Source organism: Vibrio ostreicida (assembly GCF_013074385.2).
Classification (GTDB): domain Bacteria; phylum Pseudomonadota; class Gammaproteobacteria; order Enterobacterales; family Vibrionaceae; genus Vibrio; species Vibrio ostreicida.
Map to the genome: position 1 here is coordinate 69316 of NZ_JABEYA020000004.1, position 16919 is coordinate 86234.

Genomic DNA, 16919 nt, shown 5'->3' on the forward strand with positions numbered 1-16919 from the left:
ACTGCCAATCTTGTGCATCCATTGTTAATTAATGATGCGATCTGTTGAGCTCTCATAGTGACATTCTATTTGAGCCATGTGTGAAAAATTAAGCGTTAAGGCCTAGGTCAATGAACAACACTTTTGATTCTCCCTTTGCAGGCAAGCCTATTTGTGAGCAAATTACCAACCCAAACATTGTTGTTGGGAGACACAGTTATTACTCAGGGTATTACCATCGGCATGATTTCGAACATTGTGTTCGCTACCTTAATCCAGATCGAGATGATGTCGACAAGCTGATCATCGGCAGTTTCTGCTCTATTGGTTCTGGAGCCGTATTTATGATGGCAGGCAATCAGGGACATCGTTCCGATTGGGTGAGTACGTTCCCTTTTCATTATCAGGACACGCCCGATTTTTCTGGAGCGCAAGATGGGTTTGTACGAGCAGGGAATACCGAGATTGGCAACGATGTGTGGATAGGTTCGGAGGCAATGATCATGGCGGGGGTCAGCATTGGAGATGGTGCGATAGTGGCGAGCCGTGCTGTGGTGACCAAAGATGTCGCCCCTTATCAAGTGGTCGGCTCTAACCCGGCCCGACATATTAAGTATCGGTTCACAGAACCTGAAATAGAACAACTCCAAACGATGCAATGGTGGCGGTGGAGTGATCAACAATTAGCAGGTGCAATGGATCTGATGTGTACCGGTCATATTTCTGCACTTTATCGCTACTGGCAGAAACACATCTTGGCCTAAACGTTGGATTGAAGCACGTGACGGTGCCCTTTTCTTCAGCAGGTAGGAACAGTGGGTAAAGACGAAAAAGACAACACTAAGGATTAGATAGTTTATCTATTTAGTCTAATCTTTAAGTATTAGCTCCTTTGATTGGGAGCTAGAAAACACAGAAAGCGAATAATCCACTGCCATTCACTTTTTGTTTTGCCACGCGTTGCTGATGCGTGGCTTTTTCTTGGTGCTGATTTTCTTGATAAGTAAGTTTGCCAATCTAGGCGATAAAACATGAAAATTGCTGAGAAGAACAGATCACTTCCCTTGAAATGATGATGACTCAGATCATCATCAGATGAACTTGCTGCGCCGATACTGGGCGCTATTATGTGGTTTTCTCTCTCCTAACGGGCTAAAAATAGGCACCGTTCGACGGTTTTGTCCTCTTTCTGCTGTTCTTTTACAGGCACTTGACGGGTGAATATGACTCACATGCTGAATATTGTTTGTCCCATCGATATCAATGTGCCAAGGATAATATTTCCATAAAAGTAGGGAATAATCTTTTGTGTCGAGCTAGGCATAGAATCACACTGACTGCGCAATAAAATCATGTACTTATAGTATGTTAGCTAGCTCAGGAGTCATTATGGGACCTTTAGTCGTTACGCAAAGCTACACATCTAAGCAGACGGCAGTGACGTTTTCTCACTCAGTCAAACCACAAGCGTTGACCTTTGCCAACGTCATTCTACCGTGTCTTACTGATGTTGATGTTGATGTTTGGGTGGGGCTTAGCCTATGTCATGGGGAGTGAGTCTCAACTACCCAAAGAAGCAATTTCGATCTCTTCCAAAGCAAGTCCATATGATTTGGGTCGCCTCTTTGCCAGAAGAGGCGCAACTGAATCCTGTCAGAGATTGGGCTCAGAAAAATCCAAGTGCAACCATCAATTTGTGGGTCGACTCAAAACATTTTGATGCCCATAGCCATTATATAAAAGCGCATCGAGTGGCTCGGTGTGAGGTTTCTGGGCTGGGTAAAAAGACGTTGCTGCGCACGCTGACTCATCACTTGAATGTGTCTTTGCAGCAGAAGAATTTGGCGGGTATTGTGCGCTCAATTCGGGCACTCAATAAAGCACTCGGAACCAGTTGCCGTGAATTTCGTCAAGCTGTATTGCGAGAGGATGAACAAATCTCCGTCAACAATGTTCATCAGGTCCTGAATGCGCTAACTCAGGTTATTGGCAATAATAGATCAAACGTAACCTCTGGTGCGAAGCCACTGCGTCATGGGTTACCGGTTTGGGACCCTTATTCATCAGGAGGGGTGATCAGCGACCTAAAGCGTCTGAGTATTTTACGAGATAGCCTTAAACTCTTGCGCAATGTTCAAGTCAGAGATTTATCTGATACGCGAGACATTAGGCTGAAAAACCCGCGTGCTTATCAATATGAGATGCTGCGCGGTGCAAGCGCGTATCCTCACGCATCCGGTATCGTTAAGTATGACATACTCTATCAGTACGGCGGTATCTATATTGACGTGGATTTAACGTGTCAGCGGCGTTTGGATTTTGGTTGTATTCAGAGTCATCCAGAGCTGATGTTGGTCGGGATCGTTGCGGCTAAAAAAGCACAAGCGGCGCATTCCACACCTTGTTTCTTTAACGCGTTGCTGGCCTGCCATCGCGGCAGTCATATGGTTAAGGAAGTGATTGATGATATTGGCCATGAATACGAGACCCTCAAAGGCAGTGACCTGTCCGGTACACACGTTGATGAACTTACCCATAGAGCCATGATTGGTGTTACAGATCCTGACCAACGTTCTCGGCCTGTTGTGAATGCATTCAACCAAACAAACCACAAGCACACGGCAACATTTCAACGATTATGGGATAAAGCTCGGCAGATCAATCCCGATGTCTGGCAAGCGGTTAACTCTCATCTGGCGTTTCCGGATGGCTGGGTTGAGTTTTCAATGCCAGAACAGGCAAAGCGTGTGACTGAAGTAATGGCAGACCCGATCCGTTAACTTGGCCACCTCATTGACACAAAAAACAGAGATCTTCACAACTTTTCCAACGCGACATGTCATCTCTCGTTGGTCTTTAGTGTGTTAAAAATTATCATAAGCAATTGAAATGTAAACTATTTGTAATTTTCACAATGATTCCGGATTATCCATTAGATTCGTGTATCTGTCGGCACTAAGATAGCGGCCAAATATCACCCAACCGATTGCGAACGATTGCCCGTAGGAGTTGAAATGCCCGGCTTAATGATTGAACAGATCCAACCTTCCGTTATGGAAGACACCTTCAACAATATCGGAGAAGGCTTCCAAGAAATTCTTGATAACCTCGACCGAATCAATGCGAGCGGTCAGACCATTGCCGTTCAAGATACCCTTGCTTTGCAGCAGTCGGTATTTCACTACAGCATGTATCAGGAAACGGTGACCAAAATTGCGTCAAAATCTGCAAACGCCATTAATGAAGTGATGAAGGCTCAGTAATGAAAAAGCTGTGGTGTTTATTGTTGGTGATACTGGTTGGATGTGATGAGCAAGGCTCAGTCCAGATCGCTAACTTCGAATCTCCCGATGTGGCCAATAAAGTCATTGTTTTATTAGCGCAACATCAGTTAGCGGCAACCTTGTCTACGGAGAAAGAAAGCTATCGAATTTATGTCGATAAACCCGCTGAGGCTGAAGCACGCCAATTACTAACCCAATTTAACTTCTATTTTCAGCGTGAAGACCTCAATGACTTGTTAGAGTCCAAATTTGCCAGTTTGAGTAAATTGGAAATGGTTAAAAGTAACCTACTTGAAAGCCGAGAAATCTATAACAAGCTGAGTGTGATCCCCAATGTATTGAGAGCCAGTGTGGTTGTTACGGGTGAGAAAAATAAACGTATCTCTGTTTTGATCATGAGTTTGAAAGAAATCGACCTCAACAAAAAGAGCAATATTGAGCGCTTCTTAAAAGGGTTAGTGGCTGAGCAGGATACCTTGACCGTCAGCTATTTTGTGCAGATGGCAGGTAATGAAAGCGTATAAAAAGCGGCATCAAAAGCTGCTTCATTATTGTTTGACCAAACGGACGCTTTCTGAACAGTCGTTCTCGGTTCTGACGTCGTTGACAGAGACAGAAAGCCAGCAATGGTTATCTTCCAGCCTCGGGCAAGTCAGAACGGCCGTCACGACTTTAGGACTAATGGCTCAGTATCAGAGGCATCGTCTCAACAAGGAAGGGGCTGCCTTGCTTAAGATCAGGCAATCGCTGACACAACATTTATATCTTTGGTCAGATACGGCTGGGCTAACTCAGATTCCTTCTGGGGTGAGTGCCGCGCAACTTGGGCTCATCATGCTTGCTCAATACGATACACGTATGGCGGTGATTTGGGCGACTCGTTTAGGCGCTGAGCTCCCCTCGGAGCGACTCAGTTTTCAAAGTAAACATCGATTAAGAGATGTGATCAGGCAGGTACTGACTCCATTAAACCTGAAGTCGGACTTAGATGCACGCAACCAGACAGGACTGAAAAAAAATGAAAAATCAGGCGATTAAATTTGGCAAAGCAGGCGAAGAATTTTTTACCTTGCTTGATGGGAAATTGGTTGAACAAGAGCTGGCGAACCTACGCAAATCAAAGAAAGTCACAATAACTCAATTAAAATCCATATTTGATCTTGGCGTCGAGTTCTATAATCAATTCCAGTTTAAGGAAGCCGAAATTGTCTTTTCTGCTTATACCTCGCTGAATCCATATGACCACCGAGGCCCTGGTTGTTTAGCGGCTATATATTTGGAAAAGGGCCAATTCAAACAAGCCTTAGATGTCTTAAGTGTGCTAAAGACTTACCCAACAAATGAGTTGGATGAAACCATTATTAATATCTCTCTATGTCATTACAAGCTGAATGAACATATACAGGCGGCTGCGACCTTGTTAATTGTTAAAGTGGAAAATCTCAATGATTTTTACACTCAGCGTTATGAATATTTGCAGCAGCAGTTGGCACCATATTTATCTTGATTTCCCTTTATAGTTAGGACGCCAAAAGAATGATTAGCAGCAACATCAACCATGTGTCTCCTGTGAGTGTTCAGGGGTTGTCTAGCGCGGATCCACAAGAAACGCAGGCTCAGCTTGCTTCTATTGATCTGGCCCAGTCACAACTCAAGACGATCGACACCACATTAGCGACTCCAACCACACAGCCTGTCAATGCAGAAACCTTGGCCATCATTGCCAACCAACAAAAACAAGTTGTGTTGACCATGGTCAGTGGCAATTCGGAACAAGCCATTGCAGTCGCACTGGCCCAAAGTATCGAATCCTACGGTAAACAGCTTGAGATCATACAGGGCTGGACTAATGGTGGCTTGGCAATGTTCGAAAGTGCAATGGCAGTGATGTTTGATGGTATCAAAGAGAGTGGTGAGGTTTCTGGCTACGCCATAGAGGATCTGTTCCAACTTGCCATTATGGATTTTATGTCTCATGGCTATGGTTCAGACATGGATGAAGCGATGAGGCACTTTCTCGAAAGTACAGGCTCTGGCTCTCATGGCTACCATGAAAACTGGGATGGGGAAAAGTTTGCCAGTGAATGTCAGGGCATTTTCAATTACATGATGGATAATGCGCCAGAAGACAGTTTATGCCATGACGTTTTGACCTATATGAATGAGAAGTGTGGCGGTGTCACTGAGCTGCAAAAACAATACCGGAACAGCTTCAATAATACGGGTGGGTTTGTTTGTGATTCTGGATACCCGAGCAGTGCGGGTCTCTCTCCGATGTTACGTATGGCCTTGATGGCTGGCTACCTCACTGCGAACCCTAAAGTAGAGCAATCGACGATAGAAATGTTTTTGACTGCTCCTATCGGTACTCTTGATACGTTTATTCAAACCAACACCGGTTACTCTTCTGCGATTGATTTTGTTTTCGATAATGACGGTTATCAGGATGATCCTACCCATGATGGGTGGCGGAAAGTGTCGCAAAATAATCATCAAGTCATTGATTGGGAGGGGCAAGGTTTAGGTTCGGAATATTTCGAGAACATGTACAAAGACTTCCCGCCAAGGGAGCTGACTGACGAAGATGTGGAAAAGATCAACCGCATTGGCGATCAGGTCAAAATGCTTCAGCAAACGCTCAAATACTGGCTGTCCATTTGTCGTGATGAACAAATGGCGATTGCGCGCAATATATAGGTAATATGATGAATATTAATAACCTCAATGCCCTTTCTATACCAAGTCCTTCTCCAGATAATGCGTCACTTAAGCAAGATGTGCAGGTGCAACTGGCAACGATTGATAAAGCGCAATCACAGCTGGATCAAGGTGATGCCGCGATTGCGACGCTGGATAAGCAGCCTGCCAGTGCAGACATGCTGGCGATGATCGCGGCTCAGCAAAAGCAAGTCGTTGTGACCATGGTCAGTGGTAATCCCGAACAGGCGATTGCCCTAGCGCTGGCGCAGAGTATAGAAGCGTATGGCAAGCAGCTAGAAACGATTCAACGTTGGACCAATGGGGGCAAAGATGCCTTCGAAGCCGCGATTTGGGAAATGTATACGGCAATGAATGGCGAAGATCTTGACGGTATTGATTACGAAAATATGTACCAGTTGGTTCTGTTGGATGTATTGATTAATGCCGATGAATATGGTCTGGGAGGTGATGATGATTTCCTTGAGGATGTTGGTCGTTTGCTTGAGAAGATAGGCAGTGGCAGTCACACCAATTGGGATTTTTCCCCAGAGGAAATTGGTGACATTGTGGAGAGCACTTGGTCGACCATTTACGGCAAAATTCAGTCAGGTGATATCCCTGAGAGCAGCTTGGCCTATCAGGCGATGTCCGATATTTGTGGTGGAAATATTACGCCTGCCCCACCCCAAGAGTTTCAGGATCAGTTTACCAGCGCTACTTACAACAACCCCCAAGCCGGAGGTTGGATTACAGACGATCTTGACACCCTGAGCCCAATGACCCGTATGGTTATTCTCAGTAATTTAATGGGAAGTTACCCACTATCTCAAGAACAAGTGGACGTGATTCTTACAGGAACAAAATCCGAAGTTGATCAAGCCGTTAAGGCGATTACAGGGACGGATAAAGGCGCTCTGGAGTTTTTATTTGACGATTGTGGTGCTTGGCAGAACTCTTCTGATCCCAACGAGAGTTTACCCAGTGGCGTGAGTCAAGCGTTGGATTATGACGGAACAATCAGTGTTTCGTATCTGGAGTCTTTATACACCAATTTTCCTCCGCGTGAGCTGACCGATGAAGAAATCGAAGAAATCAACCGCATTGGCGATCAGGTCAAGATGCTCCAGCAAACGCTCAAATACTGGTTGTCTATTTGTCGTGATGAGCAAATGGCGATTGCACGCAATATTTGATGGCCTGATCGTGGCGAAGACAGCACAGCATAAAAGCATAAAAGGGTATGACATTGCCGGGGACATACCGCTCGTGATTCGAGAGTTAAAGCACGCTTGATGGAGGCTTATTCCCGGTCCATTACATGAAGGGAAAACACATGAGTACATTCATGAATACCGTCTCAGCACCGACCTATGTCAGTGCTGTAGAGGAAGACAGCAAGCAATCTGTTTCTACAGAAAGCTCTGCTGTGGAATCGGCGTCGCCGAACCAACCACTTCCGGGTAGTTCTGTTTCACTCAGCGCTTTATGGCGTTTGGTTGAAGAACAGATGAAGGAAGTGGCGAATGCGGTTTCAGGTACGGGTAAAGAAAACTCAGAAGCAAAGAAATCACTGATTGAAGTGCAGAAAGAGTCTCAGATTAGCCAGTTGAAAGAGCGTGAAAGCCAAATCGAAGAGCAGAAAAAAGCTGAGAAGAAAAAAGGCTTTTGGGGCAAGTTGGGTATGGCACTTGGCTTTATCGCGGCGATTGTGATTGCACCATTTAACCCCGTTATGTCGGCGATCATGATCGGTACTATGGTGGCTGCCATTGTTGTTCCTATGGTTGCGGACGAAATAATGAAAGCGGTGGGCGTGCCTGAGGAAACCCGCGAAAAAGTTAAAATGGGGCTGGAAATCGGCATTGGCCTTGTTGGGATGCTACTCAGTTTTAATCCAGCCCAATTGGTGAAAAATGTCGCGAAAACGGCGGCAAATGCGGCGGCGAAAGCGGCGAGCATGGTTGATCGTGCGGTTGATGCCATGATGAGTCTGCGCAGTGTATTAGCCAATATGAATCCGGCGAAACTAGCGGGATTATTGGGTAAATCAGCGGCGAACAGCGCGTCTAAAGCGACTAAGCTACTCGATACCGCGGTAGATGCGCTAAAGGCGTTTAAAACCACTTTGGTTAACGCAACCAAGCAAGCATTGCAAAAAGCGGCGGATACCGTGACCAAAGTGATGAATCAGGCGCTGGAAGCAATCAATCAGCTTAAAGCGAGCTTTATCAAAGCGCTAGATACGGCTTCTGATGCGATTAAGTCAGCGGGTACGGCTTTAAAAGAGCAGTTAGCCAGTTTGACCAAAGCCGTCGACAAGGTGTCATCTGTGATGGATGACTTTGCCAATAGCCTGAAAAATATCAATCCTGCCAATATGTTAAATAAGCTGTCTGATATTGCAGATAAAGCGTCTGACATGCTTAAAGCCATTAAGGCGATGCGACCGAGTCAGCTTGTCAATAAAGCCAAGCAAATGCTTGACGATGTGGTTGAATCCCTCAAAGACTTGATGACCAACAGCGAGAAAGCCTCGCTGCGTGCGACTCGAGTTAATCAAGTGGTGGAGGTGAGCTCGAATGCTTCTTCTATTGTGAGTACAGGCTATGGGGTTAAATCGGCTGATATTTCGAAAGATTTGGAGATTGCACAGGCCAAGCAGGAAGAATTAGAAACCCGAATTCAGCAAATCCTGACCATGCTTTCTCAGGCAATGCGCGCTGTGACCCATGCGTTTGAGTCTCTGTATAAAACCAACAGTGATTATCGTGAATTTAACGACAAGATGGTTTCTATCCACATGTAATCCGGAGAAATAACATGACTACAGTAACAATGAACACACAGCCTTCGGATTTGACCACGGTTGAAGGTAAAAACACGTCTAGCCCTGTTGTTGTCAATGATAAAGAGTGGAATAGCTATTCCAGTTCACTCGATAAAGCTGACTCAGGCACGGTTTCGATGAGCGATCTTTTGGCGCTGTTGGCTGAGATCATTGAATCGTCTCAGCGATTACGTGCTCAGGTAATGCAAAACCGTATTGGTGAAGCGGTAGCAACCAGTGATTTAGCGGTAAAGATTGCAGGCGACAAATGCGGTGATGCACAACGTAAATTTGGTATTACTTTAGCGGCTTCAGTCGCCACTATGGCCTTATCTACGGCTGCAACTGTGCGTATGGGTCAAACCAAAACGCTGCAAGATAAGCATGTCACCGATATGACGGGCGGTAAATCAACGTCAGTCAAGTCACTGGATTCTAAGTCTGTTAATGATTTCAGCGCTCGTTTACAAGAAGGCCGAACGGGTAAGTACCGTGCGGTGTCTCAAATGGGTGAGATGGGCAACAGCATGGTGGGTAATGTCAACGAGATGCAGCACGCCGCGGAAGTTAGAACTCAGGAAGAGACTCAAGCGACCAAAGAGCTTAAAGAGAAGTTTGATGCGCAGCTTGATCAGTATATCCAAGATTTAACGCAGGAAGCCGTTAAGTTGAATGAAATACTCGATGCTGTCGCCAAAGCAAGCTTGGTGACTAACCGATAAGGAGTCTGAGCGGGTTCGCCCGCTCTTTTTAGCTTATGCGAAGTGTATCGTTTTCAATGCCTCAGAGGATGGAGCGTGTCTCAGATGTCACGCCGGCCAAACAAACTCGGGAAGAAAGTCAAACAAAACGGGTTCGTGATGTTAAACAAGCGGAAAAGCGAACCAAAAAAAATCCGCGTTTGTTTCGTATAAGACGAAAACCAATGACACCTCAGCATCAGCGTCAGTTTGCGAAAATGCTCAACAGTTACCAGCTCAAAGCACTGAGAGACTGGCACGGATTTAGCGAGTCGTTGCCGGAAAAAGCCTCACTCAATGAGGCTCAGTTGTTTATCTTGCAGGCTGCGAACCATTGCCAACATCTTTATCCCGCTTCTTTGCGCAAAAAAATGAAGCAGTATCTGGAATCATTGGGTGAGTTGGCTGAGGGCATGGAAGCCGATAGTGAAGCACTCCAACAGTTGGTCGCTTATGAACATTATCTGGAAGGGCTACTTTCCATGTTGGTTCTGTGCCGCAAGTACGACGCTCGTGAACGCAGATATCAGCGCAACACACAACATCTGAATCACTCAACTAGAGAACACAGCGATGACCAATCAAACCCGAATAGCCCATTGTGATATCCAGGAGAGGGCGCTTGATCCGTATCAGATGATCATCAATAAATCACAGCGTATGAGTTGGAACCCGATCTCTGATGCCGATATCTACCTAGATAAGCGCGCTGTGATCGAGTGGTTCGAACGTCTGCGTGATTACTCAGAGCAGACGGTAAAGGCGATCGTTGTTGATGGGATTCTAGATAATGAGTTTCATAATATTACGTTTATTCTGCGTCTGGTTCAGGATGCAGATTTTCGTACCATGACATCAAAAAATACCTATCAGATGTTGTACGACTTTGTGTGTGAAACCCCTCAAGGGATTAGAGACTGGGTTGACGAAAAGGATTACTTAATGAGCCGCGACGTTTTGGCGCTACTTTCTCGAAATCGGTGAATATCATGAATCAAGACACCTTCTCTCTTATTCCTCGCCGTCACCTCAGTCGTGAAGTGGTGGCTCAGATTAACCTAGTCGCAGGACATTTGTTTGATAATCAAGCGATACATCTTGATTTTAGTCACTTGGTCCTTGCCCCTGACTTTGATGATGAGTTAGTCGAAATAAGCCTGACTCACTTGGGCGTTGAAACAAAAGGGTATCTCAGGCTGAAAGAGGTTGAGCGTTTACTCGGTTTGCCAGTGAAGCATCTCGACAAGGAGTACCTTTCCTACTTGATCGCTCAGAATTTGGCCGAGTATGGGGTGCAGTACGTGAGTTTTGTCACCAGAGAAAATGTTGAGAGCTTACCAGCGTTGATGGCGTGTGTTTTTGTTTGCCAGCGCATCAAAACGACCCTCTATCTTAATGTTGAGTCTTTGGATGTTGATGCAGAATATCTTGAGGCTAAAGCGCAATCTTTGTCGGGAAACCTCAAGCTGTCAGTGAGTTGGAGTCCCTTTGAAACCTATTTGAGTAGTGATGAGTTGACGGCGTTGTCCAGTGACGATGTTGTTTTAGTGTATCCCAAATAAATGCAGCCAGAATTAAATCAAATAGAGCAGTTCTTGCTCGATCTTGAGCAAAGTGAGCAGGCGGTATTCAGTCGATACCAAGATTATGTTATTTATCCAATTGTCCCATTTTTTCAGTTAGTTCATGTGTCCAACATCGAGCAGGTCATGGAACAGCTGAGCCAGTTTGCATCGGTATCGAGTGGTTACTTGATACGGGTGGATGGGTATTTAACACTTGCCTGCGCTGAGTTTAGCATCCGCGAAGATGATCTTCGGCGGTTGACTCTTCAATTGTTAGAAAGAATGAGGTTCTAATATGTCACCCCCAATTTCACCCGTCAGCAGTGTTTCTGCTCCGACGTCTTTAGGTAGGCCGGAAAATGGCCCCAATAGTTTGAGCTCGGAAGCGTCGCAGCTTACGCCCGTTAGCGTGGAGAATACGCCTGCCACCGTTGATGGCCGCCCTGAAGAGCTGATAGCGGCTGTTTCTGCTTTTGCGTCCGATGATGTCGATAGACGGGAGGACGAATCTGAGCACAATCCGGCGGGTAAAGGCACGAAAGAAAAAACCAAAAACAAAAAGGTTGAGCGCAAGTCTAATCGCTATCACGATAAGACCAAAGCTAAAGTCCACCTTGGTGCTTGTGTCACAGGGGGGATTGCCATGGGCGTGCTTGCGGGTCCTATTGGCCTCGTGTTTGCGGCTGTCTATATTAATGCAATGTGTATGACAATGTATGGAGGCAGTGAGTTTTTTACCGGAGATAAAAAAGAGGATAAAAAGCCGGATCAGGAACCGCCTCAAGCTGAGACGCCGCCTCACTCAGGACCTAGCCCAGAGCATTTGGGACCGGCGCCCACCCCAGATGCTGAGTCAGAGTCAACAACAGATGGTGACAGTGATGAAGGCAAAAAATATTACAATAAAGTCAATAGTGACAACTTGACGTTTGCGCCAGTGACAAACATTGGCGACAACTACACCATAAATGGCAATGTTTATCTCTATCCGGGTGCAGAACACCCCCCGACAGCTGAGGCCGGTGACGTGTCGACAGACGCAGCAGAGCCAGCGCCTCAACAAGGGGAGCAATCTCCGACGAGTGAGGCATCTAATGACATACACGTGACCAATGTGGTCAATGTTTCTCCACAAAGTGTGGAGGAGCATGATGGTATGAGTTCGGAAGTGTTGGAGACGCTGAATCATCCATCCGATGATAGCCAATTGTTTCACGTGACGTTTAGTGATGGAATGCGCGCTTATTTACGCACCGATCCCGATCTTGTGTCTGCAGTGGTCACTCCGTCGGCTTCAGATAGTGAAGTGCCTTCGACGCCAACCGGCATGTTGGGTTGGGTCTGGGACGAAACCAGTCAACGCTGGGAAGAGACGGTGAAACAGACACCGGTGCAAACGACGGAAGGCCCGATTAAACTGAGCAATTATCGCAACACCCCTGAGTCGAGCGTGGACGCTGGTCGGGCGAGTTCTCAAGCCTCATCGGCCTCAGCCGACGTTCATCAAGCCGCAGAGACGACCCCACCACCGCCAAAGGGTCGTACAAACGACCCGCAACGCGTTGATGCTCGAGGCGAGCAGGGGTCGAGGGCTGGAATGGACAGTCAAGATGGCCCTTCGACGCCAACCGGTATGTTGGGTTGGGTCTGGGAAGAAACCAGTCAACGCTGGGTAGAGACGGTGAAACAGACACCGGTGCAAACGACGGAAGGCCCGATTAAACTGAGCAATTATCGCAACCCCCCTAAGTCGAGCGTGGACGCTGGTCGGGCGAGTTCTCAAGCCTCATCGGCCTCAGCCGACGTTCATCAAGCCGCAGAGACGACCCCACCACCGCCAAAGGGTCGTACAAACGACCCGCAACGCGTTGATGCTCAAGGCGAGCAGGGGTCGAGGGCTGGAATGGACAGTCAAGATGGCCCTTCGACGCCAACCGGCATGTTGGGCGGGGTCCGGGACAAAACCAGTCAACGCTCGGTAGAGACGGTGAAACAGACACCGGTGCAAACGACGGAAGTCCCGATTAAACCGAGCAATTATCGCAACACCCCTAAGTCGAGCGTGGACGTTGGTCGGGCGAGTTCTCAAGCCTCATCGGCTTCAGCCGACGTTCATCAAGCCGCAGAGACGACCCCACCATCGCCAAAGGGTCGTACAAAGGACCCGCAACGCGTTGATGCTCGAGGCGAGCAGGGGGCGAGGGCTGGAATGGACAGTCAAGATGGCCCTTCGACGCCAACCGGTATGTTGGGTTGGGGCTGGGAAAAAACCAGTCAACGCTGGGTAGAGACGGTGAAACAGACACCGGTGCAAACGACGGAAGGCCCGATTAAACTGAGCAATTATCGCAACCCCCCTAAGTCGAGCGTGGACGTTGGTCGGGCGAGTTCTCAAGCCTCATCGGCTTCAGCCGACGTTCATCAAGCCGCAGAGACGACCCCACCACCGCCAAAGGGTCGTACAAAGGACCCGCAACGCGTTGATGCTCGAGGCGAGCAGGGGTCGAGGGCTGGAATGGACAGTCAAGATGGCCCTTCGACGCCAACCGGCATGTTGGGCGGGGTCCGGGACAAAACCAGTCAACGCTGGGTAGAGACGGTGAAACAGACACCGGTGCAAACGACGGAAGTCCCGATTAAACCGAGCAATTATCGCAACCCCCCTAAGTCGAGCGTGGACGTTGGTCAGGCGAGTTCTCAAGCCTCATCGGCTTCAGCCGACGTTCATCAAGCCGCAGAGACGACCCCACCACCGCCAAAGGGTCGTACAAACGACCCGCAACGCGTTATTTTCAGTGCAGACCAAGAAAGAGCAGTACGGGATAATGCTCGACTTGTCCAAGCGGCTGAAACAGACACACTATCTATGAACGATTCAACGGCTGAGACGGTTCAACAGACACAGATTGCCGTCGATGCAAAAAAGGCAATCAGTGGTTGGGTCGCTGAAAAGGGGCTGGATGGCACAGTGCGCTGGGTTAATCTCAATCGGTCGACGCCTGTTATCTTGAGTGTTGGTTCTTCTATCAGTGGTGCCGCTCGTAATTACACAAAAGGTGTTTTTGCCAACCTTAAGGATCTCGACAAGAGCCGATTAGGTCATTTGGCGGCGATGCAGGGTTCGTTGTCCAAATCGCAGTATACTGGATTTAATGTCTTCAATGGCCAAGCCTCATGGCCAGTGAACAGACAAAATCTCTCTTATGTTGCTTCATGAATAAATCTGCCAAAAGCGGAGGTTTGGTAACAAAAGACTAAGTTCAGATTTAGTCTTTTTTTTTCTTTTGAGCTCAGGGAACCTCATTGGGTAAAGTACGCCCAGCAGAAGAATGAGGTGTCCCTTGTACATTGAAATTGAACCAGAAGAGCGCGCGATTCCACAGATCATAGTTAAACGTGATCGCAGTTCTAATGTGATTAAAAAATCAGAACTGCGTTGCTTTCATGAAACTCAGGCTTTGCTGATGGCGATGGAGGAGCGAGTGGCTGAGTACCAAGGTATTCTTGAACAGCAAGTCGTGCAAATGATTGAAGATAAAGAGCAATCCCTAAACGACCATGTTGAACGAGCTTACAATGACGTTGTCGACAGTTGGATGAGCCAGCAAAATCAGTGGTTTGAACACGCCCAATCAGAACTTAATGAACTCCTCAATACGCAACAAAGCAATCTCAACGGGCTCAAACAAGAGCTGAAAGAGACAATCGCGACGGCCGTGACATCGCGCTTAACCAAACTTAATCAGAGTGAACATCTTATCAGCCACTTGGTCGAAGTTTTGCATGCCGAAATGGACGATGAGGCCAAGGTACTCAAGGTTGAAAAAACCCATCAGGCAGACGGAATCACACTGACGATTGAAAATGAAGACAGCATTGTTAGCATTGATACGGCTACCCTAATCGCTGAGCTTCGTGCCAGTTTGGAGCAAGTATGAAAGCGCGCCTGAAACGCTATTCTTTGTTGTTTAATCCGGGCAGTGTGATCATTGCACTTTTACTGCCAACCATTATTTTGGTGACCTTGCCCGGCGGTGTGATCGATGCCTTCATTTTAGTCAGTTTTATTAGCTCAGCGCTGCTGTTGGTGATCATGCTGGAAAATGATGAACCATTAAAAGTCACATTTCTTCCGACGGTAGTCCTTTTACTGACAACGTTTCGCTTATTGCTGTCGATTGCCACCACACGAAATATTATTGCTAACGAAGATGTTGGGGATGTCATCGAAACGGTCGGTGAGTTTGTCATGGGCGGCAACTTAATTTCCGGCCTGCTGATTTTCGTCATCATTACCATTGTTCAGTTTTTGGTGGTGACCAAAGGGGGAGAACGGGTCGCTGAAGTGGGCGCTCGATTTTCTCTTGATGCGCTGCCTGGCCGACAAATGACGATAGATGGTGATTTAAAAAGTGGTCTTATTAGTGGTGAACAAGCCCAGAAACTGAGGGCGGATCTCAGTACCGAAAACAAACTGTTTGGTTCTCTGGATGGTGCCATGAAGTTTGTTAAAGGGGATTCGATAGCCGGCATTTTGATAAGCTTAGTTAACTTGTTTGGTGGGATCTATGTCGGCATTAATCAATTTGATTTGTCGCTTTCAGAGAGTGTCAGTCGTTTTTCTGTTCTCACTATCGGTGATGGTCTGGTCTCCCAGATCCCGAGTTTACTTCTCTCCATGGCTTGCGGTGTCTATTTGACCCGAATTAAAGGGTCTGAAGAAAAATCAAGCCCGTTTATTGGCCAATTAATGGACCAAATAGGTGGGTTCTGGAAAAGCCTATTGATCATTGGTTTAGTGATTTTTGCGATTGGTCTTTCCAACAGCAATCTGTTGTATGTTTGTGCTCCGCTCGCATTTGCGTGTGCTTTACTGGCCTTTGTGTTGTGGCGTAAGCAAGGGCAACCAGCGGTTGCAATAGGATTTGAATTGACCGGCAGCGGATTATATGAATCTCTCAAGTTTGTGATTCGAGAAGAAAGCCATCAAGGTGTCATTCAACGAAAGCTCACGGATATCGAGCAGGTATTGTGGGGGCAAACGCTAGGTGCACCAGCGATTGAGATTGACGCTCAGCTTGGTCGTGATCTTGAGGTCTATGTCTCAGATATTTGTGTCTTCCGTTTTAACCACAGCGATGCGCCGCCGGTGATTGAAGTGATGGGAGATGACGTCTTTGTGCGTCATCAGGATGTTGTTCAGAATGTTGCTATGGTCACGGACTATTTTCTTCGTAAGCGTTTAGTGGAGAAATACAACCTCCAGTACACCAGTAATATTATTGATGGTCTGGCCGCGCAAAGTGAAGTGATGAAAAACGAAATTGATTCCGCGATTGGTCTCAACCGAGTTCACGATGTCTTGAAGGAAATGATTCGTTCGCCTGAATTCTATTTGGATCGGATCAGCTTTTTTGAAGCCCTGATTTATTGGTCACGGGTTGAGAGTGAACCGAAAAACTGGTTGATACGGATCCGCAGTCAGGCCCGTTATGAAATAACCGCTCGCCTGCTCAACAACGAAGATAAGCTTCATGTCGCTCTGCTTGATCCGCCCCTCACTGAGATGATTGAGTCTTTTGTTATGGGGGAAGTGGAAGATGTTGATCGGTTGATTGAAATACAACAAGGGTTGCGTCAAGAAGTCATGCGCCTAACCACACAATATGGTCGAAAACCCATTCTAGTGGTGAATGATAATGAAATTAACCCAGTGAAAGCCTTCTTCCAACAAGTTATATCAACCGTTTCAATATGCAGTCACAGTGATATTGCAGATGCGTCTTATGTGGCGACATCAGAGCCCCTTCAGGTTACTCATTAA

At 46.9% G+C, this 16919-nt stretch carries 18 protein-coding genes; all 18 read left to right on the forward strand.

What is annotated here, in order from left to right; genetic code table 11:
- Positions 1–110 precede the first annotated feature (110 nt).
- Entirely contained in the window at positions 111–743 is a 633-nt protein-coding gene (catB, locus tag HLM86_RS08420) for a type B chloramphenicol O-acetyltransferase (protein WP_076589589.1), read from the forward strand.
- A 625-nt stretch (positions 744–1368) separates the two neighbouring features.
- Complete coding sequence (locus tag HLM86_RS08425; protein ID WP_170882596.1) at positions 1369–1536, forward strand: hypothetical protein; 168 nt, start codon at positions 1369–1371, stop codon at positions 1534–1536.
- The gene (locus HLM86_RS08430) at positions 1521–2759 is read left to right on the forward strand and encodes a TcdA/TcdB catalytic glycosyltransferase domain-containing protein (RefSeq protein ID WP_170882597.1); all 1239 of its coding nucleotides are present in this window, start codon (positions 1521–1523) and stop codon (positions 2757–2759) included. The genes HLM86_RS08425 and HLM86_RS08430 overlap by 16 nt, the downstream gene beginning before the upstream one ends.
- Positions 2760–2993: 234 nt before the next feature.
- The gene (locus HLM86_RS08435) at positions 2994–3242 is read left to right on the forward strand and encodes an EscI/YscI/HrpB family type III secretion system inner rod protein (protein ID WP_076589592.1); all 249 of its coding nucleotides are present in this window, start codon (positions 2994–2996) and stop codon (positions 3240–3242) included.
- The gene (locus HLM86_RS08440) at positions 3242–3787 is read left to right on the forward strand and encodes a type III secretion protein (protein ID WP_076589593.1); all 546 of its coding nucleotides are present in this window, start codon (positions 3242–3244) and stop codon (positions 3785–3787) included. The genes HLM86_RS08435 and HLM86_RS08440 overlap by 1 nt, the downstream gene beginning before the upstream one ends.
- Positions 3774–4301, forward strand: coding sequence for a hypothetical protein (locus HLM86_RS08445; protein ID WP_076589594.1), 528 nt, complete (start codon positions 3774–3776; stop codon positions 4299–4301). The genes HLM86_RS08440 and HLM86_RS08445 overlap by 14 nt, the downstream gene beginning before the upstream one ends.
- Entirely contained in the window at positions 4282–4770 is a 489-nt protein-coding gene (locus tag HLM86_RS08450) for a tetratricopeptide repeat protein (protein WP_076589595.1), read from the forward strand. The genes HLM86_RS08445 and HLM86_RS08450 overlap by 20 nt, the downstream gene beginning before the upstream one ends.
- Positions 4771–4799: 29 nt before the next feature.
- On the forward strand, positions 4800–5960 hold the full coding sequence (locus HLM86_RS08455) for a hypothetical protein (RefSeq protein ID WP_170882598.1): 1161 nt from the start codon (positions 4800–4802) through the stop codon (positions 5958–5960).
- Positions 5961–5968: 8 nt separating this feature from the next.
- Positions 5969–7156, forward strand: coding sequence for a hypothetical protein (locus HLM86_RS08460; protein WP_076589597.1), 1188 nt, complete (start codon positions 5969–5971; stop codon positions 7154–7156).
- 140 nt (positions 7157–7296) lie between these two features.
- Complete coding sequence (locus tag HLM86_RS08465) at positions 7297–8769, forward strand: MlaD family protein (protein ID WP_170882599.1); 1473 nt, start codon at positions 7297–7299, stop codon at positions 8767–8769.
- Between the two features lie 14 nt (positions 8770–8783).
- Positions 8784–9512: a type III secretion system protein gene (locus HLM86_RS08470; RefSeq protein WP_076589599.1), complete on the forward strand. Its 729-nt coding sequence runs from the start codon at positions 8784–8786 to the stop codon at positions 9510–9512.
- A gap of 35 nt (positions 9513–9547) precedes the next feature.
- Positions 9548–10135, forward strand: a complete 588-nt coding sequence (locus tag HLM86_RS08475) for a hypothetical protein (RefSeq protein WP_076589600.1) — start codon at positions 9548–9550, stop codon at positions 10133–10135.
- Positions 10104–10514, forward strand: coding sequence for a hypothetical protein (locus tag HLM86_RS08480; protein WP_076589601.1), 411 nt, complete (start codon positions 10104–10106; stop codon positions 10512–10514). Before HLM86_RS08475 ends, HLM86_RS08480 begins: the two co-directional genes overlap by 32 nt.
- Before the next feature lie 5 nt (positions 10515–10519).
- Entirely contained in the window at positions 10520–11092 is a 573-nt protein-coding gene (locus HLM86_RS08485) for a hypothetical protein (RefSeq protein WP_170882600.1), read from the forward strand.
- Positions 11093–11389 (forward strand): hypothetical protein, encoded by a 297-nt coding sequence (locus HLM86_RS08490; RefSeq protein WP_076589602.1) that lies wholly within the window; start codon positions 11093–11095, stop codon positions 11387–11389. It abuts the gene before it with no gap.
- Position 11390: 1 nt separating this feature from the next.
- Positions 11391–14312 (forward strand): hypothetical protein, encoded by a 2922-nt coding sequence (locus HLM86_RS08495; RefSeq protein WP_170882601.1) that lies wholly within the window; start codon positions 11391–11393, stop codon positions 14310–14312.
- A 124-nt stretch (positions 14313–14436) separates the two neighbouring features.
- Entirely contained in the window at positions 14437–15033 is a 597-nt protein-coding gene (locus HLM86_RS08500; protein WP_170882602.1) for a hypothetical protein, read from the forward strand.
- Complete coding sequence (locus HLM86_RS08505) at positions 15030–16919, forward strand: FHIPEP family type III secretion protein (RefSeq protein ID WP_076589605.1); 1890 nt, start codon at positions 15030–15032, stop codon at positions 16917–16919. The genes HLM86_RS08500 and HLM86_RS08505 overlap by 4 nt, the downstream gene beginning before the upstream one ends.